This is a genomic window from Stenotrophomonas sp. C-A (assembly GCF_054030835.1).
The window spans coordinates 3,730,309-3,756,868 of sequence record NZ_CM132916.1; the positions used below are offsets into that span (position 1 = coordinate 3,730,309).

Annotated in this window: 21 protein-coding genes; 5 read left to right on the forward strand and 16 right to left on the reverse strand. The window is 67.7% G+C overall.

What is annotated here, in order from left to right; translation table 11 throughout:
• Positions 1–3: 3 nt before the first annotated feature.
• The 6 genes from pyk to gap all read right to left on the reverse strand — a co-directional run bounded on the left by pyk (position 4) and on the right by gap (position 9,349).
• The gene (gene pyk, locus ACW5IY_RS17420) at positions 4–1,470 is read right to left on the reverse strand and encodes a pyruvate kinase (RefSeq protein ID WP_049434791.1); all 1,467 of its coding nucleotides are present in this window, start codon (positions 1,468–1,470) and stop codon (positions 4–6) included.
• Positions 1,471–1,678: 208 nt separating this feature from the next.
• Positions 1,679–2,332 carry an HAD hydrolase-like protein gene (locus tag ACW5IY_RS17425; RefSeq protein WP_049434789.1) on the reverse strand — a complete coding sequence of 218 codons (654 nt, stop codon included), beginning with the start codon at positions 2,330–2,332 and terminating at the stop codon, positions 1,679–1,681.
• Positions 2,329–3,504: a phosphoglycerate kinase gene (locus tag ACW5IY_RS17430; protein ID WP_049434788.1), complete on the reverse strand. Its 1,176-nt coding sequence runs from the start codon at positions 3,502–3,504 to the stop codon at positions 2,329–2,331. The genes ACW5IY_RS17425 and ACW5IY_RS17430 overlap by 4 nt, the downstream gene beginning before the upstream one ends.
• Before the next feature lie 666 nt (positions 3,505–4,170).
• On the reverse strand, positions 4,171–5,547 hold the full coding sequence (locus tag ACW5IY_RS17435) for a DUF3999 domain-containing protein (protein ID WP_049437091.1): 1,377 nt from the start codon (positions 5,545–5,547) through the stop codon (positions 4,171–4,173).
• Positions 5,544–8,219 carry a DUF2339 domain-containing protein gene (locus ACW5IY_RS17440; protein WP_049437092.1) on the reverse strand — a complete coding sequence of 892 codons (2,676 nt, stop codon included), beginning with the start codon at positions 8,217–8,219 and terminating at the stop codon, positions 5,544–5,546. The genes ACW5IY_RS17435 and ACW5IY_RS17440 overlap by 4 nt, the downstream gene beginning before the upstream one ends.
• A gap of 125 nt (positions 8,220–8,344) precedes the next feature.
• Complete coding sequence (gap, locus tag ACW5IY_RS17445) at positions 8,345–9,349, reverse strand: type I glyceraldehyde-3-phosphate dehydrogenase (protein WP_010484083.1); 1,005 nt, start codon at positions 9,347–9,349, stop codon at positions 8,345–8,347.
• 193 nt (positions 9,350–9,542) lie between these two features.
• Between gap and ACW5IY_RS17450 the strand changes: the two genes are divergently transcribed.
• From ACW5IY_RS17450 to ACW5IY_RS17460, 3 genes are all read left to right on the forward strand, one after another.
• Positions 9,543–10,172 (forward strand): OmpW/AlkL family protein, encoded by a 630-nt coding sequence (locus ACW5IY_RS17450; RefSeq protein ID WP_049437095.1) that lies wholly within the window; start codon positions 9,543–9,545, stop codon positions 10,170–10,172.
• 236 nt (positions 10,173–10,408) lie between these two features.
• Complete coding sequence (locus ACW5IY_RS17455; protein WP_049437097.1) at positions 10,409–11,227, forward strand: S1/P1 nuclease; 819 nt, start codon at positions 10,409–10,411, stop codon at positions 11,225–11,227.
• A gap of 11 nt (positions 11,228–11,238) precedes the next feature.
• A complete protein-coding gene (locus ACW5IY_RS17460; RefSeq protein WP_049437099.1) occupies positions 11,239–12,039 on the forward strand; it encodes an MBL fold metallo-hydrolase in 801 nt (266 codons plus the stop codon).
• 57 nt (positions 12,040–12,096) lie between these two features.
• On the opposite strand, the gene ACW5IY_RS17465 is transcribed toward ACW5IY_RS17460, so the two are convergent.
• The 3 genes from ACW5IY_RS17465 to ACW5IY_RS17475 are packed head-to-tail and all read right to left on the reverse strand — an operon-like array spanning position 12,097 to position 14,256.
• Positions 12,097–12,660 carry a hypothetical protein gene (locus ACW5IY_RS17465; RefSeq protein WP_049437101.1) on the reverse strand — a complete coding sequence of 188 codons (564 nt, stop codon included), beginning with the start codon at positions 12,658–12,660 and terminating at the stop codon, positions 12,097–12,099.
• Positions 12,657–13,898, reverse strand: coding sequence for a M56 family metallopeptidase (locus ACW5IY_RS17470; RefSeq protein ID WP_049437102.1), 1,242 nt, complete (start codon positions 13,896–13,898; stop codon positions 12,657–12,659). The genes ACW5IY_RS17465 and ACW5IY_RS17470 overlap by 4 nt, the downstream gene beginning before the upstream one ends.
• The gene (locus ACW5IY_RS17475; RefSeq protein WP_457326803.1) at positions 13,891–14,256 is read right to left on the reverse strand and encodes a BlaI/MecI/CopY family transcriptional regulator; all 366 of its coding nucleotides are present in this window, start codon (positions 14,254–14,256) and stop codon (positions 13,891–13,893) included. Before ACW5IY_RS17475 ends, ACW5IY_RS17470 begins: the two co-directional genes overlap by 8 nt.
• A 118-nt stretch (positions 14,257–14,374) precedes the next feature.
• On the opposite strand from ACW5IY_RS17475, the gene ACW5IY_RS17480 reads away from it, so the two are divergent.
• Entirely contained in the window at positions 14,375–14,932 is a 558-nt protein-coding gene (locus tag ACW5IY_RS17480; RefSeq protein ID WP_049437107.1) for a flavin reductase family protein, read from the forward strand.
• Positions 14,933–14,966: 34 nt separating this feature from the next.
• Positions 14,967–16,919 (forward strand): acetyl-CoA hydrolase/transferase C-terminal domain-containing protein, encoded by a 1,953-nt coding sequence (locus tag ACW5IY_RS17485; protein WP_049437109.1) that lies wholly within the window; start codon positions 14,967–14,969, stop codon positions 16,917–16,919.
• A gap of 126 nt (positions 16,920–17,045) precedes the next feature.
• On the opposite strand, the gene tkt is transcribed toward ACW5IY_RS17485, so the two are convergent.
• The 7 genes from tkt to ACW5IY_RS17520 form a co-directional block, all read right to left on the reverse strand.
• A complete protein-coding gene (gene tkt / locus ACW5IY_RS17490) occupies positions 17,046–19,043 on the reverse strand; it encodes a transketolase (RefSeq protein WP_049437110.1) in 1,998 nt (665 codons plus the stop codon).
• A gap of 215 nt (positions 19,044–19,258) precedes the next feature.
• Complete coding sequence (locus ACW5IY_RS17495) at positions 19,259–20,578, reverse strand: dicarboxylate/amino acid:cation symporter (protein ID WP_005410848.1); 1,320 nt, start codon at positions 20,576–20,578, stop codon at positions 19,259–19,261.
• Between the two features lie 57 nt (positions 20,579–20,635).
• Entirely contained in the window at positions 20,636–22,351 is a 1,716-nt protein-coding gene (locus tag ACW5IY_RS17500) for a BatD family protein (protein ID WP_049437112.1), read from the reverse strand.
• On the reverse strand, positions 22,348–24,186 hold the full coding sequence (locus ACW5IY_RS17505; RefSeq protein WP_049437220.1) for a tetratricopeptide repeat protein: 1,839 nt from the start codon (positions 24,184–24,186) through the stop codon (positions 22,348–22,350). Before ACW5IY_RS17505 ends, ACW5IY_RS17500 begins: the two co-directional genes overlap by 4 nt.
• Positions 24,183–25,187, reverse strand: a complete 1,005-nt coding sequence (locus ACW5IY_RS17510) for a vWA domain-containing protein (RefSeq protein ID WP_019338744.1) — start codon at positions 25,185–25,187, stop codon at positions 24,183–24,185. The genes ACW5IY_RS17505 and ACW5IY_RS17510 overlap by 4 nt, the downstream gene beginning before the upstream one ends.
• Positions 25,184–25,633 (reverse strand): DUF4381 family protein, encoded by a 450-nt coding sequence (locus tag ACW5IY_RS17515; RefSeq protein WP_010484068.1) that lies wholly within the window; start codon positions 25,631–25,633, stop codon positions 25,184–25,186. Before ACW5IY_RS17515 ends, ACW5IY_RS17510 begins: the two co-directional genes overlap by 4 nt.
• Positions 25,630–26,559, reverse strand: a complete 930-nt coding sequence (locus tag ACW5IY_RS17520) for a DUF58 domain-containing protein (RefSeq protein ID WP_049437115.1) — start codon at positions 26,557–26,559, stop codon at positions 25,630–25,632. The genes ACW5IY_RS17515 and ACW5IY_RS17520 overlap by 4 nt, the downstream gene beginning before the upstream one ends.
• Position 26,560 lies beyond the last annotated feature (1 nt).

The following is a 26,560-nucleotide window of genomic DNA, read 5'->3' on the forward strand; positions in this document are numbered from 1 at the left end:
GGTTTACAGATCGCCCAGGCCGCTGGCGCGGCCGTCTTCACCCACTTCCAGCAGGCGCAGGGTGTTGGTCGCGCCCAGGGTTTCCATGTGCTCACCGCTGGTGAACACGACGCGGTCACCGGCCTGCAGCAGTTCGGCTTCCACCAGCAGGCGGATGCTGCCGCGCGCGGCTTCGCGCGGGGTCAGGCCACGGCTGTCGAAGTTGATCGGGAACACGTCGCGCATCAGGGCCATCTGGCGGCGTGCGCCGTCGTGGCGGGTGACTGCGAACACCGGCGCCTTGGCGCGGAAGCGCGACAGGTAGCGGGCGGTGCCACCGGATTCGGTCATCGCCACGATCGCACGCACGCCCACGTGCTGCGACAGGAACATGGTGGCCATGGCAATCGCCTGGTCGGCACGTTCCAGATTACGCGGCGAGGCGTTGAAGTCGGTCTCGGTCTGGAACTGGCGCTCGGCACCCAGGCAGATACGCGCCATCGCTTCCACCGCCTTGACCGGGTACGCACCGGCAGCGGTTTCGGCCGACAGCATCACCGCGTCGGTGCCGTCGATGACCGAGTTGGCCACGTCCAGCACTTCGGCGCGGGTCGGGATCGGGCTTTCGACCATCGACTGCAGCATCTGCGTGGCCGTGATCACCACCTTGTTCTGTGCGAGCGAGGCCTTGATGATCTTCTTCTGCAGGCCGGGCAGTTCGGCGTCGCCGATTTCCACGCCGAGGTCGCCACGGGCCACCATCACCACGTCGCTGGCCTCGACGATCTCTTCCAGGTTCTCGATCGCTTCGGTGCGCTCGATCTTCGACACCAGCGCAGCATCGCAGCCATGCGAGCGGGCGATGTCACGCGCGTCGTTCATGTCTTGCGCGTTGCGGCAGAACGACACGGCGATGAAGTCGACACCGATCTTGGCGACGATGCCGATCAGCTCCTTGTCGCGCTCGGTCAGTGCGCCCAGCGAGAGGCCACCGCCCTGCTTGTTCAGGCCCTTGCGATCAGACAGCGCGCCGTCATTGAGCACGGTGTTGATGATGCGCTCGCCCTGCACCTCGACCACCTGCAGCTGCATCAGGCCATCATCGAGCAGCAGGACATCGCCCGGGCCGACGTCCTGCGGCAGGCCGAGGTAGCTGACGCCCACCTGGGTCGCATCGCCGGGGCCGGCATTGGCGCTGGCGATCAGGTCGAAGCGGTCACCCGCCTTGAGCTGCACCTTGCCTTCGGCGAAGCGTTCGATGCGGATCTTCGGGCCCGGCAGGTCAGCCAGGATGCCCACTTCCACGCCCACGCGGGCCGCAGCAGCACGCACTTCGGCGGCACGCTTGGCCTGGCCGGAGGGATCGCCGTGGCTGAAGTTGAGGCGCACCACGTTGACGCCGGCGCGGAACAGATCCTCCAGCACGCCCGGCGGATCAGTGGCCGGACCGAGGGTGGCAAGGATCTTGGTGCGACGCTGACGCTCGAACATGGTGAATGGGCCTCTCCCGATAAAGAACGGAAATTAGCACATCCTTCACGCCGCATGTATACGGTTACAGCCTTGTGCTGCCTGACTTCGCGGGTCATGGAACGGACATCGGCCGGACATACGCTGGCGCAGGGCGTGCTGTAGCCGAGCCCATGCTCGGCTGGGCACACGCCGAAGCAGCCGAGCATGGGCTCGGCTCTACAGGAGCCTAGGCCAACAGCGTCGTCAGCTGTGCTGGCTCACGGGCCAGCTGGCCGGCACCGGCTTCGGTGAGTTCGGCCTCACCGCCGAAACCCCACAGCGCGCCGACACTGCGCAGGCCGTGGTGGTGTGCGCCTTCGATGTCCATGCGGCGGTCGCCGATCATCCAGCACTGCGCGGGCTGCACCTGCAGGCGGCGCAATGCCTCACCCACCAGTTCCGGCTTGTGGCTGCGCGAACCGTCCAGGGTCGAACCGACGATCTCCTCGAACAGCCCGCCGAACGGCAGGTGGGCGAGGATGCGGCGCGCATGCGGCTCGTTCTTGGCCGTGACCACCGCCAGGCGGTGGCCACGACCGTGCAGCGTGCGCAGGGTGTCTTCCACCTGCGGGTACACCGTATGCTCGCGCCAGCCCTCGGCATCGAAGCGCTCACGGTAGTAGCCCACCGCCTGTTCCACCCGCGCCGGTTCAACGAACAGCGGCGCGAAGGTGGTCCGCAGCGACGGACCGATCCAACCCAGCAGCGTCTCCTGCGGCGGCACCGGATGGTCCATCTTCTGCAGCGCGTAAGCGATGCAGGTGGTGATGCCCACCTGCGAATCGATCAGCGTGCCATCAAGGTCGAAGAACAGCACATCCTTGCTGCGCTCGGCACTCATGCGCCGCGCGCGTCCAGTGCGGCCACCGCCGGCAGGGTCTTGCCTTCCAGGAACTCCAGGAACGCACCGCCACCGGTGGAGATGTAGCTGACCTGCTGGGCGATATCGAACTTGTCGACCGCGGCCAGGGTGTCGCCGCCACCGGCGATGGAGAATGCCGGCGAGCTGGCGATGGCGCGGGCCAGCGCTTCGGTGCCCTTGCTGAAGGCTTCGAACTCGAACACGCCGACCGGGCCGTTCCAGACCACGGTGCCGGCCTTGTCGATCAGCTGCGCGTACTGCGCAGCGGTCTGCGGGCCGATGTCCAGGATCAGATCGTCTTCGGCAACCGCGTCGACCGCCTTCACTTCAGCAACCGCGTCCGGCATGAACTGCTTGGCGGTGACCACGTCCACCGGCAGCGGAATGTCGGCGCCACGCGCCTTGGCATCGGCCACGATTTTCTTGGCGGTATCCAGCAGGTCCGGCTCGTACAGCGACTTGCCGACGTTGTAGCCGGCGGCAGCAATGAAGGTATTGGCGATGCCACCACCGACGATCAGCTGATCGACCTTGCCGACCAGGTTGGCCAGCAGTTCCAGCTTGGTGCTGACCTTGCTGCCGGCGACGATGGCCAGCAGCGGCTTGGCCGGTGCATCCAGCGCCTGTGCCAGCGCGTCCAGTTCGGCCATCAGCAGCGGGCCACCGGCCGCCACCGGGGCGAAGCGGATGACACCGTGGGTGGAGGCCTGCGCGCGGTGCGCGGTGCCGAAGGCATCCATCACGAACACATCGCACAGCGCCGCGTACTTCTTCGACAGGGCTTCATCGTCCTTGCCCTCGCCGACGTTCATGCGGCAGTTTTCCAGCAGCACCAGCTGGCCCGGCTGCACGTCGACGCCGTCGACCCAGTCACGCACCAGCGGAACCTCGCGGCCGAGCAGCTCGGACAGGCGCTGGGCAACCGGCGCCAGCGACTCGGCTTCGCTCCACACGCCTTCCTTCGGGCGCCCCAGGTGCGAGGTGACCATCACCGCCGCGCCCTGCTCCAGCGCGCGCTTGAGCGTCGGCAGCGAAGCGGTGATGCGCTGTTCGGAAGTGATGCGGCCATTCTCGATCGGCACGTTCAGATCCTGGCGGATCAGCACGCGCTTGCCGGAGAGGTCGAGGTCGGTCATGCGGACGATGGACATGGGCAACTCTTTGGCTCAGGGACGGGATGCCGGGGTACGGCAGACGGCCATTGTATCGGGTGCGGGTGGTGGGAGGGTCGATGCCTGCGGCAGGCAGAGGCGTACGGCAACGGCAACGGCAACGGCAACAGCAACTGCCAAAGCGCTGGCGCTTCGTGGTGCTGTGAGTGGGCCGGGGTGGTGTGGGCTGGCAGGGGGCGCCGTGAATCCGTCCATGGAGGCTTGGCAGCCGCATCCATGCGGCTGACACCCCTGCCAGCCCACACCGCCCCGGCCTCGACAGGTTCACGAGGTGGAGCGGATGGCAAAAGGCAAGAGCGGTTTCTGATGTCGGACGGAGAAGGAACGTAGAGCCGAGCCCATGCTCGGCTGGAGATTTCGCGGAGAGCAGCCGAGCGTGGGCTCGGCTCTACAAGAAGCGCCCAGCGAAGCTGCTTTGCTCTTGCTCTTCTTCTTTCTCTTCCGTGGGTGGAAGCAACCGGAAACTGTCAGAGGCCGGGCGGGGTGGGTTCGCGGGGGTGTCAGCCGCATGGATGCGGCTGCCAAGCCTACAAGGACGTACTTGCGGCGTCCGCCGCGAACCCACCCCGCCCGGCCAAGCGCGGCTTTTGCTTTTGCTTTGCACGACCACCCCCACCCACGAGGGGCTGCGCCGTTCGCCGGAACCTACGCCGAAGGCGCCGGCTTCTGCCGAAGCAGGCTGACCGCCAGGCCGCCCACTACCAGCACACCCAGACCCAGCAACGCCCACAGCAACCACGACTTCCAATCATGCTGCGGCTTCAGCGCCGCCTCGCCGGCCAGCGGCTCCGGGCTGCCTTCCAGGCGTGCCAGCGTCGGCTGCCACGACGGGTCGTTGCGCAAGCGCAGTTCCTCGATCAGCACGCCAATCGGCGCCTCCGTGCGGCGCGCGGTCGAGCTGCCCACCGCCAATGCGTAGGGCGCCGCGCCCTGGCTCAGGAATACCAGTACTTCGGGCTGGTAACCCAGGCGCAGAGTCGGTGCGGTGGCCGTTTCGGCGGGGTTCGCCACCAGCTTCCAATAACGATCCCGATGCACGCCGCCCAGCGGCTGCGCGGCCGATTGCTGCCGTTGGCCCTGCGCACCCTGCTGCAGCTGATAGGCAATCCACGGCGCACTGCGGCGCTGCCATTCCGCGCTCTGGTCATCGCGGCTGAACAATGTCCACTGCACCAGGCTGTTGTCGGTGCTGGCCACGTCGGCACGTGCCGCCGGGAAGCGGCCATCCATCTCGAAGGTGTATTCGCCCTTGCCCTTCGAGGTCGGTTCCAGCGACAACCATTCCCACGGCAGTGTGGCCGGTGCCGGCGGCAGCTCGGCCAGTACGCTGCGCAGCGTCGGCAGACGCGCATCGCCTTGCGCCAGCACCCGCAGATAGCGCGCTTCACCATCCACCTCCAGGCGGCGCTGCAGCAGGCGCTTGCCGGCGCGCTGCAGATCCACCAGCGGAATGTCGCGGCCAATCGCACGCCAGTGCTGCAGGTCGTCGCTGACGTCCAGCTGCACCTGAGCCTGCAACGGCTGGCCACTGTCGGCCCAATCCAGTACCAGGGCCGCCAGCGGCTGCTGGCCCAGCACACTGGCGTCGATCAGCCAGCCACCCTGCCCGCTCGCCGCCGCACCACCACTCACGCGGGCTTCCACGCGACGCACACGGCCATCGGTATCGCGCTCGGTCAGCAACTGCAGGTCGTTGCGCTGTGCTTCGGCCAGTGGCGGCAACGCGAACCACGGCAGCTCACGCTGCACCGGCGGCTGTGCCAGCGGCTGATCCGGCGCCAGCAATGCCGACGGCAGCGATTGGCCGGCGGCATTGAACACCTGCACATCGCCCAGGTCCGCACTGCCGGCGCGACGGTAGATCGCCGGTTCCAGCACAACACGGTAGGCACCCGATTGTGCGCTGGACAACGTCAGCGGCCACTGTTCGGCGTACTGGGTACGGTAATCGGCGGCCTGTGCGGTGACGGCGGCCAGCATGCCGAACATCGCCGGCAGCAGCGCCCTGCTCCACGTCTTCATTGTTTTTCCTCCACGGTCGGCGCCGCGCTCGGCGGTGCCGGTGCCAGATAACCCACGACCGTGCACAGCAGGCCGTAGGCGATGAACGATGCGATACCCAGCAGGTTGCCCAGGTGCTGGCGATCGATGAGTACCAGCTTGGCCAGCACCACGCCCATCAGCACCGCACCCACCATCCACAGCACGCGCTGGCCGCGGCGCGAACCCCAGACCCAGGCGATCACGCCGAGCACGCTCCACAGCACGGTCAGGCTGGTCTGCGCCAGGCTGGAACGCATCATCGACGAACTCCACGGCAGGCCGCCCCACTGATGCACGCCGTGCAGCACCAGGCTGGTCAGCGCGACGAAGGTGGCCAATGCCAACAGCGGCAGCCGGATCTTCACCAGTGCCTGCGGCGCCTGCCCGCTGTACAGCCAGCGCGCCAGCAGCGCCAGGCTCAACCACTGCCCCAGCTCGGCCGGGTTCAACACCGGCAGCCACAGCAGCGGCGCTGCGTCACCCGGCAGCAACTGGCCGAACAGCCAGCCTGCGGACAGCAGGCCGAACAGCACGCACTGCAACGGCAGGCGCACGCTGTCGAAGGCAGCCCCCAACGGCCAGCGCAGTGCATCCCAGCGCCACAACGACAGCGCCGCCATCAGCAGCCACGGCAGCGTGAACAACAGCAGCGTCCAGCCCTGTGCCAGCCCGGCCTCGCCGCCGCCCCACAGGGCCAGCAACGAAAGCAGCGACGGCCACAGCAGCCACCACAGGAACTGCGCGATGCGTGCCACGGTGTTGCCGCCCTGGCGCAGGCACAGCAACGTACGTACGCCCAGCGCCGCAAACACCGCCCAGGCCAGTGCGCCATAGCCGGCGAACGGCTGCTGGTGCGCATCGCTCTGCATCAGCGCCAGCGGGAAGCCCAGGGCCAGCATCGCCAGGGCGGTTACGCCCAGCGCGCGTGCCGGCTGGCGGCGCTGCATTTCAGCCGCCAGCCAGGCCGTGGCCGCGACCAGCACCAGCAACGCATCGGCCTGCGTGCGGTGCGGGAAGAAGCGGAAGATCTCGTGCACCAGGCCGCCCAGCCACCACAGCAGGCCCCACAGGTAGTAGACCAGTGCGATCTCATGGCGCTCCCTGCGCTGGTAACTCCATGCCGAAGCGAAACCGGCAATGGCCAGCAGCAGTGCACCGATGGCGGTCGGGTTGAGCAGGAAGCGTGCGTCTTCGAGCCAGTGGTCGGCGCCGGCCACAAAGGCGAACGCAGCACCGATCTGCAGCAACGCGCCGGACACCTGCGGCAGCCAGCGTTTCTGGCGCAGGCCCAGCCAGGCCAGGCCCGCACCTTCCAGCGCGAACACCGCGCCGGTGGCACGCGCAGACAATGCCAGCGGCACCGCCAGCGTGGCGAAGCCCACCGCCAGCACCGCATGCGACTGCGCCAGCACGGTGTAAGACGCGCGCGCGATCAGTGCCCGCGCCAGCACGGCGTAGATCGCCGCCAGGCCCAGTGCGCACAGCGCCAGCGTCATCGGCTGCTCGTGCAGCATGCCCGCCTGCATCGAGAAGGCGACCAAGGGCGTGCCGAACACCAGGCTGCCGTCGACCAGGTCACGTCGCCCGGCGGGCTGCCGGCGCGCGTACAGCAGCGGGATCAACAGGTAGAAGGCGAAGAACAGCAGCAGGAACGGCTCGGTGCTGCTGAACTTGTCCGGCGCGTACTGCAACACGCCCCAGAACGTGCCGATGCCGAAGGTAAAAGCGAAGCCAAGCAGGTTCAGCGCACGCCACGGACGGAACCAGGCGATGGCGAAGATGCCAGCGTTGAGCACCGCGTAGTAGCTGAACAGACCCACGTGGTTGCCACTGCCGGTGGACAGCCACAGCGGTGCCATGAAGCCGGCGAGGATGCCCAGCACCGCCAACGTGCGCGAGTTCTGCACCACCGCCAGCACGCACAGGCCAGCCACCAGCGCGATCGAACTGGCGAAGGCAAACCCGGGGTTGAGCAGCTCGAACCGTTTGAAGGCGGCGAAGATGGTCAGCAGCAACACGCCAATGGCACCGCCCTGCAGCGCCAGTGCGAACAGGCGCCGGCGCTCACGCTGGTGCCAGCCGAACGCCAGCAGGCCCAGCGCACCCACGGTGACACCGGCCAGGCGCAGCTCGATCGGCAGCACCAGCCAGCCCTGGTCGCTGACGTACTTCAACAGCGCGGCAACACCGGCCAGCAGCACCAGCATGCCGATCTTGACCGGCACGTTGCCCTCGGTGAACCAGCGCTTGACCGCTCCGATGCCGCGCTCGATGAAGTTGGGCAGCGCCGGTTCGGAAGGCAACGGCGGCTGCACCGGCGCGTGTGGCACCGGCGGTGGTGCGACCGGGCGCAGCGCCTCCGTTGCCGCAGGCACCACTTCGCGCACCGGCGGCGGCGTTGGCTGGGGCGGAGGCGGTGCGGCAGCCGCCACCGGCCGCAGGAACGGCGGATCGGCGCCGGCCGCAGGCATGGGCGCAGCCCGTTCTGGCGCAGGCTCGGCTGCAACCGGCCGGGCGGCCGGCGCGGCGGCCAGGGCACCTTCCAGCGCGGCCACACGGCGGCGCAGGCCGGCAATCATCACCAGCGCCACCACCAGCAGCAGCGGGATGGCCAGCAGGACCAGTACCACCAGGGCGATCAATGCTTCCATTGCATGCTTCCATTGCAATCCCGCGCCCCAGCGGCAGCGGTCGACCGGCCCATGCTACGACAGGGCTGGCCCCATAAACGACGAACCCCGGCCAGGCCGGGGTCCGCGTGCGATCTTGGCCGGCCTTACTTGGCGGCGACGACCTTGGCCATTTCCAGGCACTTGTTCGAGTAGCCCCACTCGTTGTCGTACCAGGTGACCAGCTTGACGAAGGTGCCGTCCAGGGCGATGCCGGCCTCGGCGTCGAACACCGAGGTGCAGGTCTCGCCGCGGAAATCGGTGGCCACGACCTTGTCTTCGGTGTAGCCGAGGATGCCCTTCAGCGGGCCTTCGCTCTGTGCCTTCACTTCAGCGCAGATCTCGGCGTAGGTGGCTTCCTTTTCCAGCTCGACGGTCAGGTCGACCACCGACACGTCCGAGGTCGGGACGCGGAAGCTCATGCCGGTCAGCTTCTTGTTCAGTTCCGGAATGACCACGCCGACGGCCTTGGCCGCACCGGTGGACGACGGAATGATGTTTTCCAGGATGCCACGGCCACCGCGCCAGTCCTTGTTGGACGGGCCATCGACGGTCTTCTGGGTGGCAGTAGCCGCATGCACGGTGGTCATCAGACCACGCTTGATGCCCCACTTGTCATTGATGACCTTGGCCAGCGGGGCCAGGCAGTTGGTGGTGCACGAAGCATTGGAGACGATCGCCTGGCCGGCGTAGGTCTTGTCGTTCACGCCGTAGACGAACATCGGCGTATCGTCCTTCGACGGGGCCGACATGATGACCTTCCTGGCGCCGGCATCGATGTGCTTCTGCGCGGTTTCCTTGGTCAGGAACAGGCCGGTGGACTCGATCACCACGTCCACGTCCACTTCGTTCCACTTCAGGTTGGCCGGGTCGCGTTCCTGGGTCAGGCGGATCTTCTTGCCGTTGACCAGCAGGTCGTTGCCCTGCACCGCCACGTCGGCCTTGAAACGACCGTGCACGGAGTCGTACTTGAGCATGTACGCCAGATAGTCCGGCTCCAGCAGATCGTTGATGGCCACGATTTCGATGTCGTCGCCGAAGTTCAGCACCGCCGAGCGCAGGACGTTACGCCCGATGCGACCGAAACCGTTGATACCAACCTTGATTGCCATGTTCTCAAGCTCCTGCGGCCGCGACGGGTGCGGCGGGATGGATAGGGCCCACAAGTCTAGCAAACCGGGGCTGGCCACCGCGGGCCAGCCCCCGCGGGCAGCGGGCCGGCAGACAGGATTTGATCCGGATCAAAGCGTTAGCGCGATGTGAGGCCGAGACTGGCCACATCCACCCAGCAACGAGATCACCCCCATGCGCAAGACCTCCCCCCTGATCGTGGCCAGCCTGGCCGCCGCCCTGTCGCTCGCCGCCGCCCCGGCCATGGCCCAGTCCAAGGGCGACTGGACCATTTCCGCCGGCGTGCACCAGGTGGCCCCGAAGTCGAACAATGGCTGGCTGGCCAACCACACCCTGAAGGTCGACGTCGACAACGACGTCAAGCCGACCATCACCGGTGAGTACTTCATCGCCGACAACCTGGGCATCGAAGTACTGGCCGCGCTGCCGTTCAAGCACGACATCAACATCAATGGCCTGGGCCGCGTGGGCAGCACCAAGCAGCTGCCGCCGGTGGTGACCGTGCAGTACCACTTCAACAGCAAGGGCAAGGTGTCGCCGTTCATCGGTGCGGGCGTGAACTACACCACCTTCTTCAGCGAAGACACCACCGGTGCGCTGAAGGACAGCCGCCTGAAGCTGCAGGATTCGTGGGGCCTGGCCGCGCATGCGGGCGTGGACTTCGCGATCGGCGAGAAGGGCGCGCTGCGCGTGGACATGCGCTGGATCGACATCGACAGCAAGGTGAAGTTGAACGGCGAGAAGATCGGCACGGTCAACATCGATCCGCTGGTCTATGGCGCTTCGTACGTCTTCAAGTTCTAAAGCGGTGTGTTGAGCGCGGGGGCTTCGCCCCCGCTCCCCCGCCGCACGCAAAACCCTCGCAGCATGTTGCCCCGGTGATTGCCGGGGCTTTTTTGTGCCTGGGACTGAAGCGGTTCCGGAGCTGGGGCAAGGCGGGGAGCGGAGCTGGGACACGCCGTAAACCCATCCCTCTGCGCTCCCACTTCGGAACAGGAACGCGCCGCTCTTCAATCCACCTACCCCGCTAGAATGTGCGCATGAAAGCCCTGCACTCCCTGTTCCTCGCCGCCGCCCTGGCGCCGGCCCTGCTGTCCGTCTCCGCCCCCGCACATGCCTGGGGCGCGCAAGGCCACCGCCTGGTTGCCGAAGTCGCCGACGCCCGCCTCAACCCCGCCGCCCGCGCCGAAGTGGACCGCCTGCTGGCCACCGAACCGGACGCCACGCTGGCCAGCATCGCGCCGTGGGCCGACCAGCTGCGCGCCAAGGACCCGGGCCTGGGCCGCCGCTCGGCCGGCTGGCACTACGTCAACATTGCCGAAGACAACTGCCATTACGAAGCACCGAAACACTGCAAAAACGGCAACTGCATCGTCGAGGCCCTGAAGGCACAGAGCGCCATCCTCGGCGATCGCAGCCTGACCGACGGCGAGCGCCTGCAGGCGCTGAAGTTCGTGGTGCATCTGGTCGGCGACATTCACCAGCCGATGCACGCCGGTTACGCCCACGACAAGGGCGGCAACGATTTCCAGCTGCAGTTCGGCAACCGCGGTACCAACCTGCACTCGCTGTGGGACAGCGGCATGCTCAATACCCGCAAGCTGGACGATGCGGGCTATCTGCCGCTGCTGCAGAGCCAGCGCGCGCCGAAGCTGGCGCGCCAGTCCAACCCGCAGCGCGACCCGCAGACGTGGGCCGAGGCCAGCTGCCGCATCTCCATGCAAGCTGGCGTTTATCCGGCCACGCGTAAAATCGGTGACGAATACACCGAACGCTACCGGCCGCTGGCCGAAGCGCAGCTGCGACTGGCCGGTGAGAACCTGGCGCAGTTACTGAACCGCGTGCTCGGCACGCGCTGAGGAGAGTTCCGATGTCGGTCCAGGTGCAGTCGTTCTTCCACCGTGACAGCAACACCTTCAGCTACCTGGTCAGCGACCCGGCCAGCGGCGAGGCGGCGCTGATCGACCCGGTCCTGGACTACGACCCGGATACCGACGCCAGCAGTGAAGCGCCGTTGCATGCCGCGTTGCAGGCCATCGAACAACAGGGCCTGCAGCTGCGCTGGCTGCTGGAAACCCATGCCCACGCCGACCATGTGTCGGCCGGGCGCCGGCTCAAGCAACGCTTCCCGCAGGCCACGCTGGCCATCGGTGAAGGCATCCGCGCGGTGCAGGCCACGTTTGCACCGCGCTATGGCCTGCAGCTTCCCGCGGCCGATGAGATCTTCGACCACCTGTTCAGCGATGGCGAAACCTTCGCTTTGGGTGAACTGCGCTGCCAGGTGATCGCCGTGCCCGGCCACACCAGCGACAGCATCGCCTATCTGATCGACAATGCGCTGTTCACCGGCGACTCGCTGTTCATGCCCGACGGCGGCACTGCCCGCTGCGATTTCCCGGGCGGCGATGCCGCGCAGTTGTACCGCTCGATCCAGCGCCTGCTGGCCCTGCCCGATGCGACGCGCGTGTTTGTCTGCCACGACTACGGCCCGGGTGGCCGCGGGTTCGCCAACGAAACCACCATCGGCGAACAGCGCGCGCATAACATCCACGTGCACGACGGCGTGGCCGAGGCAGAGTTCGTCAGCGTGCGCCAGGCCCGCGATGCGACGCTGGAAGAACCAAAGCTGATGCAGCCCGCAGTGAAGGCCAACATCCAGGGCGGAGCCTGATCCACGCCGCAGCGCCCGCCGGGCATGGCCCGGCGCTCCCCTGGTCATCGCGAGCGATCATTTTCCCTGCGTGCGCACCACGTGCTGGCCCTTCACGATCTCGAAGGTAAAGGCATATTGCAGGGTGACGGCCACCGGTTCGAGACGCTCGGCGCCGCGGCAGTCACCGCGATCGGCAGGCACCTTGCCGGCCGCGAAGTGGCAGACCGCTGCGGACGAGTACTTCCACATCGCCACGGCTTCCTGCGCAGCCTGCAGCAGGGGCGCGTTCTCGCTTGCAGCCCCTGCCGCGCACTCCGGGCGATCGGTCAATGGCAGGCTGCGCTCGACGTCGCCGTTGGCATCAACCACCACCTGCAGGCAGATGGTGGTCGGCGCCAGTTCCGCGCGCGGGTCGCGATCACCGACCTCCGGGTCCGGTGCCGCGTACAGTTGCGGCATCCTGTAGCCCTCGGTCGCACCCAGCGAATACACCTGCAGCTGCCCACTGCCGCCGCCCGTCTGCGGCTGCAGGCGCTGGTGACCGACATTCTCGCTGCGGGTATCGACGGTGGTCAGGCGATCCTGGGTTGCACACCCCACCAGCAGCGCCGCCATCATCAACAGCGGCGCGGACTTCACTTCGCGTCCTCGGTGTCATCCATGGCGTAGGTGATCGGAATGCGTACGGCACCGGCCACCGGCTTGCCGTTCTTCACCGCGGGACGATAGGTCCAGCTGCGCGCGGCGGCGACGGAGACGGCGTCGAACACCCCCGGATTGGTCGCACTGAGTACCCGCACATCGGTCGGATGGCCCTGTGCATCCACTTCGATGCGCAGATTGACCACGCCTACCTGGCGTTGCTCGACGGCGGACTTCGGATAGGACGGCGGCGGCATCTTGTCCACCTGGATCGGCCGGTCCAACCCCGCCTTGGCCGCATCGTCCTGCGCATGTTCGAACGGCTCGACACCGATCCGGGTGCCACCGGCCGCACCGCCTTGGCTGGCCCATGCCACCGCCCCCATGCCCACACACAACCCGACCACCAGCACCTGCCCGGACACCCACGGCAATGCCTTCCGCTTGGACTGCTTCAACATGGCGATACGCTCCTTCAACACGGGTTGGCTGCGCCAATGGCAAACCGCGGGCGCAACCGGGTGGACCAGCTGCGCCTTCAGCAGCGTGCTGGCATAGAGGCCGCGCAGCGCAGGCTGCGGACCGATGGTGCGGGCATCGCAGGCCAATTCCTGATCGCGCAGGAAGCGGCGTGCCGCCCATGGCAGCAGCGGGTGGAACCAGAACACCGCGCGCGCCAGCAGCAGCGCGCCGTTGGCCCAGTGATCGCCATGGCGGCGATGGCTGCGCTCGTGCTGCAGGATCAGCCCCTGTTCCTGTGCGCTGAACTGCTGGTCGAATGCCGGACCGACCACGATGCGCGGCCGCCACAGGCCAACCAGCGCCGGCAGGCCGGGGTCGCCGCTGGCCTGCCAGCTGCCATCGGCGCGCGGCTTCAGTGGGCCCATCCGCCGTTCGAAACGACGCTGTGCGCGCAGGTCGCGCAGCAGGCACAGGCCCGTGCCCAGTGCCCACAGCACCAGCAACAGCCCGGCCCATGGCAACGACGGCCCGTTAAGGGCATCGATGGCACCGGGCATCACTTTCAGCGGCAGCGTGGGCACCTGCTGCAACAACGCAACCTGCGGCAACGGCAGCATCAGTGCCACCAGCAGCATCGGCAGCAGCCACCAGCTGCGGTAGGCCAGCCCCGCGCCGCCCATCCGCACCAGCAGCGGTCGCATTACCGCCAGCAGGACCGCGCCCACCGCCAGCCACAGGCTGGCCTGCCACAATCCGTCGAGCAGCTCAGTCATGGTCCAGCTCCCGGATCAGCTTCTTCAGTTCGGCGATGTCCTGCGCGCTCAACTGGCCGCGCTCGCTGAAGTGCGCGACCAGCGGCGCCACGCGCCCCTCGAAAACACGCCCGATGAAGTCCTGGCTCTGCGCCTCCACCCATGCCTGGCGCTGCAGCAGCGGCCGGTACAGGTAGCGCCGGCCATCGCGCTCGGCAGCGATCGCGCCCTTGGTCAGCAGGCGGTTGAGCAGGGTCTTGATGGTCGGCTCGGCCCAGTCGCGGTGGGCCAGCGCGGCCACCACGTCATCGGCGCTACGCGGTGCCTGCTGCCACAGCTCCTCCATCACAACGGCTTCGGCTTCGCTGATCGGGGTCATGGTTTACATCCGTAATCGACAGCCCGATTACGCGCGTAATCGAATCGTCTGTCAAGCCCCTCGACTCCGGGTTCATCCCGGCTGCGCCAGCATCGGTTCCTCCCGCCCCAGGCCCTGGATGAAAGCGCTGCCCAAGAAGGATTTCCCGGTCGAGCAGGCGCGCCGCTTGCTCGAACCCGGCCCGATCGTGCTGGTCAGTACCGCGTGGCAGGGCCAGCGCAACCTGATGACGATGGGCTGGCACATGGTGATGGGCTTTTCGCCGTCGCTGGTCGCCACCTACCTGTGGAATGAAAACCACAGCCATGCACTGGCCGTCAGTAGTGGCGAGTGCGTGATCAACGTACCCGGCGTGGAGCTGCTCGATACCGTGGTCGACATCGGCAACTGCAGCGGCCGCGAGGTCGACAAGTTCGCGCGTTTCGGGCTGGATGCAGTACCTGCGCGCGAGGTCGGCGCGCCGCTGGTCGGGCAATGCCATTCCTGCTTCGAATGCCGTCTCTACGACGACAGCCAGGTGCAATCGAGCAACCTGTTCATCTGGGAAATCGTGCGCGCCCACGTCGCGCCCCGGCCGAAGCTGCCGCGCACGGTGCACTACCGGGGCGATGGGCAGTTCATGGTGTCCGGCGCCGAAGTCTCGCGTCGACGGCGGTTCAAGCCCGACATGCTGTAATGCCAGCACTCCCCCACACGCAGGACCGCCGCGCATGACCGAACACCTCACCGACCTGGACGCCGCCGTCGACTGGTTGTTTGCGCGCGTGGACGGGCCGCTGCGGATCGGGGCACCGCTGGCACTGGGAAAGCCACACCGGCTGCTCAATGCCCTCTACGCACGCGTCGAGCACGACCCTTCGCGGCCGCTGCAGCTGTATACCGCACTGTCGCTGAATCCGCCGAAGGCGCGCGGCAACGGTCTGGAAGCGCGCTTCATGGCACCGTTCGCGCAGCGCCATTTCGGCGACGATTTCCCGCGCCTGGCCTATGCCGATGCGATCGCGCGCGACGCGTTGCCGGCACATGTGCAGGTGGAAGAGTTCTACATGCAGTCCGGCGCCCTGCTCGGTTCGCGGCAGGCGCAGTCCAGCTACACCAGCCTGAACTACACCCACGCCGCCGATGCGGTCGCCCAGCGCGCGCCGCAGGTGATCGTGCAGAAGGTGGCGATGCGGCCGGATGACCGCCGGCTGTCGTTGTCGTGCAACAACGACATCACCCAGGACACCCTGGATGCGATGACCGCGCGCGGCCTGCCGCGCCCATTGATGATCGCCGAGATCGATCCGCAGCTGCCCTATCTGGGCGGCTCGGCGACGGTCGATGTGTCGTTCTTCGATCTGGTGATCACTCCGCCACCGCCGTACCCGGCGCTGTTCGGGCTGCCGCGGCAGCCGGTCGGCGATGCCGACTACGCCATCGGCCTGTACGCCAGCACGCTGGTGCGCGACGGCGGCACCCTGCAGATCGGTATCGGCACGCTGGCCGATGCACTCAGCCATGCGCTTGTGCTGCGCCACACCGACAACGCCCGCTACCGCCGCGTGCTGCACGCGCTGGATCCGCAGCTGGCCAGCCACCCGCTGGTGCAGGAGATCGGCGGGCTGGATCCGTTCGAAGTGGGCCTGTACGGCTGCAGCGAGATGCTCAACGAGGGCTTCCGCCGGCTGGTGCAGACCGGGGTGATCAAGCGCAAGGTGCACGACGACCTGGCGCTGATGCAGCGCATCGAAAATGGCAGCACGCTGTCCATCGACCACGCCACCCTGGCCGCCGAGGGCGAGTACCTGCATGGCGCGTTCTACCTGGGTTCGCCGGAGTTCTACGAGTGGTTGCGCACGCTGCCGGAAGACGAATGCCGTGCAATCGGCATGCGCCGCATCAGCGAGATCAACCAGCTGTACGGTGGCAACGAAACGCTAGAACGCCTGCAGCGCCGGCACGCGCGCTTCTTCAATTCCTGCATGATGGCCACCGCGCTGGGTGCAGCGGTGTCGGACGCGCTGGACGATGGCCGCGTGGTGTCCGGCGTGGGTGGCCAGTACAACTTCGTGGCGATGGCACATGCCCTGCCGGAAGCGCGCAGCGTGCTGATGTTCCGCGCCGCGCGCGATGACAAGGGCCGGCGCGAATCGAACGTTCGCTGGAACTACGGGCATACCACCATCCCGCGTCACCTGCGCGACATCTACCTCAACGAGTACGGCATCGCCGACCTGCGCGGACTGACCGACGAGGACTGCGTGCATGCGATGACCGCGATCACCGAAGCCCCGTTCCAGGGCGATCTGCTGCAGCAGGCACATGCCGCGCGCAAGCTGCTGGCGGCGTCCCCGCCCGACCCGCAGCGCCTGCAGCGCAACACGCCGCAGGCATTGGCGGCAACGCTGGCACCGTTCCGCGCCGATGGCAGCCTGCCGGACTATCCGTTGGGCAGCGACTTCAACGACATCGAGCAGGTACTGGTGAAAGCGCTGGGTTGGCTGAAGGCCAACACCCAGACCCGCGGCGACAAGCTGCGTACCGTCTGGGCAGCGTTGCGGCAACCGGCCGGCGACGGCGATGCGGTGTACCTGCAGCGCATGGGCCTGCAGGCTCCGACGGATTTCGCAGAGCGCCTGGACGCGCGACTGCTGCGCCTGGCGCTGGCACGCACTGCCTGAGAAAAGGGGACGGAGGGGATTAAGTCGTTTATGCACAAACGACTTAATCCCCTCCGTCCCCTTTTTCTTGCAGCAAAGGAAAGGCCGGCGTGCGCCGGCCTTTCCTTCATCACGCTGCGACGCTGCTTACAGCGCCTTGGCCGCTTCCACCACGTGGGCGGTGGTGATGCCGAAGTGTTTGTACAGCTGGTCGGCCGGGGCCGAGGCACCGAAGGTGTCGATGCCGATCACCGCGCCGTCCAGGCCGACGAACTGGCGCCAGAAACCGGTCACGCCGGCTTCCACGGCCACGCGCTTGCGCACGGCGTTCGGCAGCACCGATTCACGGTAGGCCGCATCCTGGCGCAGGAACACGTCGGTGGACGGCATCGAGACCACGCGGGTCTTGAGGCCGGCCGCATCCAGCTGGGCCTTGGCTTCAGTGGCCAGCGAAACTTCCGAACCGGTGGCGATCAGGATCACGTCCGGAGTGCCGGCGGCATCAGCCAGCACATAGCCACCGCGCTCGATCTGGGCGATCTGCTCGGCGTTGCGCGGCTGGTGCGGCAGGTTCTGGCGGCTGAACACCAGGCAGCTCGGGCCGTCCTGGCGGGTGATTGCGGCTTTCCAGCTCACTGCCGACTCGACCGCATCGCACGGGCGCCACACGTCGTTGTTCGGGATGTAGCGCAGCGAGGCCAGATGCTCCACCGGCTGGTGGGTCGGGCCGTCTTCGCCCAGGCCGATCGAGTCGTGGGTGTAGACGTGGATGGCGTGGGCCGGGATCAGCGCGCTCATGCGCACGCCGTTGCGGGCGTAGTCGCTGAACACCAGGAAGGTGGCATCGAACGGAATGAAACCACCGTGCAGGGCCAGGCCGTTGGCGATGGCGGTCATGCCGAACTCGCGCACGCCGTAGTACACGTAGTTGGCGTTGGCGTCGTCGCTGGCGACCGACGTGCTGCCCTTCCACAGGGTCAGGTTGGAGTGCGCCAGGTCGGCCGAGCCGCCGACGATTTCCGGCAGCAGCGGGGCGTAGGCTTCGATGGCCAGCTGCGAGGCCTTGCGCGAGGCAATCGTCGGGCCTTCAGCCGCCACCTGGGCGATGTAGGCATCGGCCTTGGCAACGAAGTCGGCCGGCAGCTCGCCATGCGAACGGCGGGTCAGTTCGGCCGCTTCGCCCGGGTACTGGCTGGCGTACTTGTCGAACAGCTGTTCCCACTCGGCCTGGCGCAGGGTGCCGGCGCCATTGGCACGCCAGCCGTCGTAGATCGCCTGCGGGATCTCGAACGGACCGTATTCCCAGCCCAGCTGCTTGCGGGTGGCTTCCAGCTCGTCCTTGCCCAGCGGTGCGCCGTGGCTGGATTCCTTGCCTGCCTTGTTCGGCGAACCAAAACCAATGGTGGTGCGGCAGCAGATCAGGGTCGGCTTGTCGCTCTGCGACAGCGCGGCCTCGATGCCGGCCTTGATGCTTTCCGGGTCGTGGCCATCGACGTCACGGACCACGTTCCAGCCATAGGCTTCGAAACGCTCCGGGGTGTTGTCGGTGAACCAGCCCTCGACGTTGCCGTCGATGGAGATGTGGTTGTTGTCCCAGAAGCAGACCAGCTTGTGCAGGCCCCAGGTACCGGCCAGCGACGCCGCTTCATGCGACACGCCTTCCATCAGGCAGCCATCGCCCATGAACACCCAGGTGCGGTGGTCGACCACTTCCAGCTCCGGGCGGTTGAAGCGCTGTGCCAGCAGCTTCTCGGCCAGGGCGAAGCCCACGGCATTGGCGAAACCCTGGCCCAGCGGGCCGGTGGTGGTTTCCACGCCCGGGGTCTCGTGGCGTTCCGGGTGACCGGCGGTGTGGCTGCCCAGCTGGCGGAACAGCTTCAGCTGCTCGATCGGCAGGTCGTAACCGCTCAGGTGCAGCAGCGCGTACTGCAGCATCGAACCGTGGCCGTTGGACAGCACGAAACGGTCGCGGTTGAACCAGTGCGGATTGCTCGGGTTATGGCGGAGGTAGTCGTTCCAGAGGACTTCGGCGATGTCGGCCATGCCCATGGGCATGCCGGGGTGGCCGGACTTTGCGGTTTCAACCGCATCGGCGGCAAGGAAGCGGATGGCGTTGGCCAACTGGCGACGGGTAGGCTGCGTCATGGTTCTGTCGGAATCGGGAGGCGGCCGCGGACGTGCGGGCGGCCTATTGTCCCATAGTCGCCGGGCGGGGGGTCAGTTCCACTTGCCCGGTAGAGCTGGCCGCTGGCCGGCAGCGTCGTGATCTCTGCCGGATTCCGCATGTGAAAAGGGGTCGGATCCCTTTCCTTGCGGAAAGGAATCCGACCCCGATCAGGTCACCAGCAGTGGCTCCGGACTCAGTCCTGCTGCGGGCCCAGCGCCGGGCCATCGTGGGACTCGCCCTTGGCCACCAGCGTGGTCAGGGCCAGGTCGCCGGTCACGTTCAGCGCGGTACGGCACATGTCCAGGAAGTGGTTCACGCCCAGGATCAGGCCGATGCCCAGCGGGTTCACGCCCACCATCGCGCAGATCATCGCCACCACCGGCAACGAGCCGGACGGCACGCCAGCGGTACCGATGCCACCGAGGATGCAGACCGCCATCACCATGATCTGCTGGCCGATGCTCAGGTCCACGCCAAAGAACTGGGCCAGGAAGATCACCGTCACGCCCTCGAACAGCGCGGTGCCGTTCTGGTTGGCGGTGGCGCCCACGGTCAGCACGAAGCGCGACACGCGCTGCGGCAGGCCCATCTGGTCGGCCACGCGCAGTGCGGTCGGCAGGGTGGCGTTGCTGGAGGCGGTGGAGAACGCCATCACCGTCGCTTCCTGGGTATCGCGGAAGAACGACAGCGGCGAACGGCCGGACAGCCACACGGCGGTGCCGTAGGTCACGATCATGTGCAGGCCCAGCGCCAGCACCACCACGCCCACGTAGGCACCGAGGCGGATGATCAGCTCGAAGCCGAACAGCGCGGCCAGGTTGAACATGAAGCAGGCCACCGCATACGGGGCCAGGCGGATGACCAGGTTGATCAGGGTCATCGAGATTTCGAACACGCCTTCGATGGCGCGGCGCAGCGGTGCGACCTTCTCGTTGTCGGTCAGCACCATGCCGATGCCGAACATCAGCGCGAAGAACATCAGCGACAGGATCGCGCCGTTGTCAGACGCCGCCTGCAGCACGTTGCTCGGCACGATCGACAGCAGCATGTCCATGCCCTTCGGCGTGCCATGGATGCCAGCAACGATTTCCTTGCTGCGCTCGGCGTTCTCCGACAGCATCATCGCGGCGACCTGCGGATCGACGCCCGCGCCCGGCTTGAGCAGGTTGACCAGCACCAGGCCGATGCCCACGGCAATGCCGGACAGCAGCACGGTATACGCCAGGGTCTTCCAGCCGATGCGGCCGAGGGCGCGGATGTCGCCCATCTCCGACACGCCCATGATCAGCGCCGAGAAGATCAGCGGCACGATCAGCATGAAGATCAGGTTGAGGAACAGGCCCGACGCCGGGGTGGTGATGTAGTCCATTACCCACTTGGCACCGGCCTGCAGACCATCGACGCTGCCACCCAGGGCGTGCACGATCAGTCCCAGGATCAGGCCGATCGCAAAGCCGATGCCCATCTTCCAATGCAGGGGCAACTTCTTCTTGTCGGCAGCAGCTGCTGTCATGCGCGGGTTTCCTCGAAAAATGAATGCACTCTAACAAAGCGCGCAAGCGGCGCCGGTTCAGGTTCGCCGCGGTGGATACAGCGGCGCCAGGCCAGTGTCAGCGGTGATCGCCGCCGCCGACCAGTGCGGTCCGTCACGGAAGACCTCGCGCAGGCGCGTGCGCAGCGGCGCCAGATCACCCTGCCCGCCCCAGCGGGCCTGCTGCAGGTCCTGCAGCACCTGGCGCTGGGCCGGGTCATCCAACCGCGCGATGACCTGCTCGATGCGTTCAACGCCGGCCATCGCGCACAGCTGAGCTTCTACCTGATCGAAGCCTTCACCATCCAGCGCGCGGCGCAGTTCGGCCAGGCCGGCACGTCCAGTCGCCACAGCCGGCACAGCCCCCCTGCCCGCCTCAGGCGACGCCACGCGCGGGCGACGGCCACGCTGCCAGCCCCACAACAGGGTCAGCAGCCACAGCAGCGCCAGACCGATGGCGGCGCCCATCCATGGCCACGGACGCTCTGCCAGGCCACTGGCGCGCGGATCGGTCGCGGCGATGCGGCTGTCCTGGTCATCACTGCCCGGCAGCGCCGCCGTGGTGTCGATCGGTGGCAGCGATGCAGGTGAAGCGTTACCGCCGCCACTGCCAGCGGCAACCGCCAGCGTCAGGTCCGGCAGCTTCGCTTCCTGTGGCTTGCCTGCACGCACATCCCACCACGGCAGGCGCGGCCCCGGCACCACCAGCGAACCCGGCTGGCGCGGCACGATCGAGTAACGGCGGGTGATCTTCAGCCGCGGCGTGCTGCCGTTGAAGGTCTCTTCGTACTGCGCCGGTTCGGCGAACACCTGCGCGGCGCTGCCAACGTCGGGCACCGGCAGGTCGGTGAACTGCGCGCGGGTGGCACCGTCGGCAATCGCCTCGACCACCACGTTGGCCGCCTCACCGGTACGTGCGCTGGTCGGTGCACTGGTGTAGCGCAGCTGCAGGCCCTGCAGCGGCAGCCACGGCTGCGGCGCCTGTGCCGGCTGTGCCTGTACCTGCAACGTGCGGTCGGCGCCGGTGGCATTCATCCGCCCGTCGCCGCCGCCAAAGAAGTCGTCGAAGAAGCCACCGGCACTGCGTCCACTGAAACGCGCACCGGCCAGCCGAAGTGCACCGCTGCGCTCAGGAATCAGCAGGAAGCGCCGTTCGACCACGTTGTAGCGGCGGCCGTTGACCTGCCGCACATCGGTGCGGTCATCGCCCACCCGCTGCAACGACGCACCTGCCGGGGTATCCAGCACCAGTTCGCCGGAGGCCAGCTGCGAGGCGAAATACAACCGCACCACCACGCCTACGCTCTGCTGCACATACGGCGTCTGGTCATCGACAACGGTTTCGATGAAGGCCACCGCGTTGCTGTCGGGGCCGGCCACGGCAGCGGCATCCACCTGCAGGGTCAGCGGCGCGGTACGCACGCTGCCCACCTGCAGGCCCGGCACCACCAGTGCACCGCTACGCCGCGGCGTGAGTGCCACGCCATACAGATTGCGCTGCTGCATGCTGCCATTGCTCCACTCCACCTGACGGCTGCTGGTCTGGCCGCTGAGATCGAAGTCGGTACGCAACGGCGTGAAGTCTGGTGCGCCCTGATCGCTCTCGACATTGAGGGTGACCGTCTCACCCATCGCAATGCGGTCGCGGTCCAGCCACGCGCGCGGCTGCGCCCAGGCCAGCATCGGCAGCCACAGCAGCAGTGCCGCCAGTACCTGCAGTGGCCAGCGCCCGTGCATGTTGATCGCCCGCGTCATCGCCCTTCCCTCTTCCTGCGTTCGTTTTCCAGCTGGAACTTGGCCCGCAGCAGTGCGCCCGGATCATCCGGCACGCGCCGCATCCATGCCTCCACCGCCTGTTGCTCCTCGCGTTGGCGCGGGGTGCTGCCGTCACTACCCGGCACGGGCTTGCCATCCTGTTCGCCCTTGCCTTCACGTGCCTGCTGCATTGCCTGCTGCATGCGCTGGCGCTGCTGCTCATCCGCCTGCGCCTGCGCCTTGGCATCCTCCACCTGGGGTGGCGCCTGCTGTCCATCGCGGCCACGCTCGCCGGGCTGCGGGCTCGACGGGTTCTTGTCGTCACCGGGCCTGGGCTGCCCCTGCTGGCCCGGTTGCGGCTGGCCCTGGCCGGGATTCTGCTGGCCCTGCTGCGGCTGCTGGCCCTGGGGATTCTGCTGCCCCTGGCCGTTCTGCGGTGGTTTCTGCTGCCCGTTCTGCGGTGGTTTCTGCTGATCCTGGCCTTTGCCACCCGACTGCTTGCGCTTGCGCGCGGCATCGACCACGGCACGGTTGGCGACCGCGTCGGCCATGCCGGGATGCAGTGCCAGCGCGCGGTCGTAGGCGGCAATGGCTTCGTCGTAGTTGCCTTGGCGGGCCAGTGCATTGGCCAGGTTGTACCAGCCCGCATCGCTGTCGATGCCCTCGAACTGCTTGCGGGCACTGGCGAAATCGCCATTGCGGTACGCCTGCGCACCTTCGGCCAGACGCTGGTGCTGCACCTGGTCGGCGCGCTTCCACAGTGTGCCCTGCGCTGGCGGTGAAGCCGGCACGGCGGGTGCCTGCGCCTGCACATCACTCATCCACGGCAGCAGGCCCACCGCCAGCACCGCCGCCAGCAGCGCGCGGCGGCGGAAGGCCAGCAGCGCCAGCAGCATCACCGGTGGCAGCAGCCAGAACCCTTCATCACGCCATTGCTTGCCCTCGCCGGGCCGCTGCGCCGCAGTACCTTCGCGTGCATCCAGTACACCCAGTGCGCGCAGATCACTGTCATCGGCGGCGATGCGTGCATAACGGCCACCACCGGCGGTAGCCACCGCACGCAGGCTGCCTTCATCCAGCGCAGCCTGGCGGATCTGCCCACTGCCATCCCGGTACGCCGCACCGGCAGCTGTGCCCAGGCCCAGTACCGACACCTGCAGGCCGAGGCTGCGCGCCTGCGCGGCGGCCAGTGCCGCTTCATCATCCGCCTGATCGCTCACCAGCAGGATCTGCCCCCGCAATGCCCCGATCTGGCGCATCAACCGCGTCGCCCAGTCGATACCGCGGTCGGCACGCTGGCCGTCACGTGGCATCACATCCGGCGACAACGCGTCCAGATACAGCGCAACGTTGCTGCCGTCGTCGGTCAGCGGCGCCACGGTGTAGGCATCCTCGGCGTAGACCACCAGGCCCACCTGTCCGCCCTGGCGGGCACGCAGCAGCTCACCCACTTTCGCCCGGGCCTGCAGCAGGCGCGACGGCGGCAGGTCGGTGGCATTGATCCGGCTGGACAGATCCAGCACGACCAGCAGCGGTGCGCTGGCCTGGAACATCGGCTGTGCCTGCTGGCGCCAGCTCGGCCCGGCCATGGCCAGCGAGGCCAGCGTCCCGCCCAGCAGCACGGCCCAGGGCAGGCGTGCACGGCGGCGCGTGCCCGCAGCCAGCAGATGCGGCAACAGGTGGGCATCGACTGCTGTTCGCCACACATCGCTGCGCCGCTGCCGGTACAACGCCAGCGCGAGGATCAGCGGCAATGCCAGCAAGGCCCACAGCCATTCCGGGCGCAGGAAGTGCAGCGCATTCCAGTCGGGAAGATGGGATGCCAACGCGATCATCGGCGGCGCTCCGGCCACACCCATGCCAACGCACCCAGCAACAACGCCAGGCCCAACGGCCAGGCATAGCGCTCCTCGCGCGGTCGCAGGCTTGGCCCCTTCGCCGCGATCGGCTCCAGCCGGTCCAGTTCGGCGTAGATGCCGGCCAGCTGCGCGGTATCGCGGGCGCGGAAGAACTGGCCACCGGTCATGCTGGCAATCTTTTTCAACGTGGCCTCGTCGACCGGATCCTGGTCGGCGGAAATGGGAATGCCGAACAGGCGCATGCTGCCATCGCCACCAAACGCGACGGTGTGGATGCGTACACCTTCGGCGCGGGCCACTTCCGCCGCACGCAGCGGCTCCAGCACCCCGGCGTTGCTGACGCCGTCGGTCAGCAGGATCAGCACGCGCTGCCCCTCCGGTTGGCTGCGCAGGCGTTTCACTGCCAGGCCGATGGCATCACCGATGGCCGTCTCGCGCCCGGCCAGGCCGACCACGCTGTCGCGCAGCTGGTCGCGCACGCTGGCCAGATCGGCAGTAAGCGGCGTAAGCGTGTAGGCGCGGTCGCCGAAGATCAGCAGGCCGATGCGATCACCGGCACGACGATCAAGGAAATCGGCGAGCACGGCCTTGGCCGCGGTCAGGCGATCCACCGCCTGCCCGCCCAGCACCATGTCGCCCTCGCCCATGCTGCCGGACACGTCCATCGCCAGCATCATCTGCCGGCCCTGCTGCGGCGGGGTGATGGCCTCGCCCAACTGCTGCGGGCGCGTGAGTGCGATGCACAGCGCGCACCAGCCCAGCCACAACAGCAGCGTGCGCAGCCACGACACATCGACGCGGCCGCCACCGGCCAGCGCTTCCAGTTCCGTCGCTGCATAGGGCACGCGCAGCGCAGCGCCGGGGTCGGCACGACGCTTCCACCAGCGCATCAGCAACGGCAACGGCAGCGCCAGCAGGGCCAGCGGCCACGCCAGCTGCAGGTCCGGCCATGGCCAGTAACTTGCCAGCAGGTTCATCGGCGGCGCTCCAGTAGCATGGCCAGGTAGCGCTCGCGCGCCCAGCTGCGCAGCGCCGCCACATCGTTGGCGTCCACCCGCGGGCGATAGGCACCTTCGGCCAGCAGACTGCGACGTGCCGCGGGCAGCGTGCCTTCCGGATCCACGCGCTGCCACCAGGCGTCATCGCGCAGGGATTCACTGCCGGGCTGTGCCTGGCGTGCAGCGCGACGCAGCAGCCCTGCGATCGCCGCCAGTTCGGCAGCCGCATCGGCGGTGGTTGCCAGCTCCTGATCAAACAGCTGCAACCAGCGCTGGCGGCGTCGGCGGCGCTGCCACCACAGGAAGGCCATCGCCACCAGCAACAGCAGCACCACGCCGCCGATCATCAGATAGCCCGGTGCCGGTGGCCACCACGATGGGGCCGGCGGCAGCTGCACATCGCGCAGCGGCAGGTTCGCGCTCATGCCGGCACCTCGGTGGGTGATGGTGCCAGCCAGGCATCGCTAGGCGCATCGGTGGACAGCACCTGTACGTCGACGCGGCGCGCGCCGAGCTGGCGCCGCAGTTCCTGCAGCGGCTCGACAAAATGCGCCTGCCAGTGCGCCTGCACTTCGCTGCGGCGCAGGTCGAGGCCGATGCGCTGGTGCAGGGTCTGGAACTGCAGCGCGGCCGACGGAGGCTGCAGTTCCAATGGATCGACCAGCAGCACCAGGCTGAGGTCATGGTGCTGGGCCAACGCGCTCCAGCGCGCAGGCGGAATACGGATGGCCTGCTGCGGATCGGCCAGCACCAGCACACGTGCACCGGGGCGCAGGACGCGACCGGCATGGTCCAGCGCGCGTTCCAGGCCAAGGTCATCGGCCGGGGGCTGCGCATACCAGCGGGTGAGCGCATCCAGCACGCGCAGCACGCCGCGCGGGCCTCCTGCCGGTGCGATCGGTGGTTCACGGTCGCTGCCACGCAGGGCTCCGATGCGATCGCCACGACGTTGCGCCGACCACGCGGCGACGGCGCCTGCACGTGCGGCCTGCACCGATTTGAAGCGCACGCGGGTGCCGAAGTACAGGGCCGGCGAGGTATCGGCCACGATCAGGCTGACCCGCTCGCGTTCGGCCTGGAACAGTTTGGTGTGGGCACGACCGGTCCGTGCGGTCACCCGCCAGTCGATATGCCGCGCATCATCACCGGCCACGTACTCGCGTGACTCGGCATATTCCATGCCACGCCCACGCAGCGGTGACGGCGCCTGCCCGACGTTGCCGGCACGGCCACGGCGTGGCGGCGGCGGACGCTGTGCAAGGCGGCGCAGCGCCACCAGCTCGGACAGCTGCGGGCGCAGCCCGTCACCGTCGCTGACGGAGGAGGCGTGGTGCAGGGATGGATCGGTCATG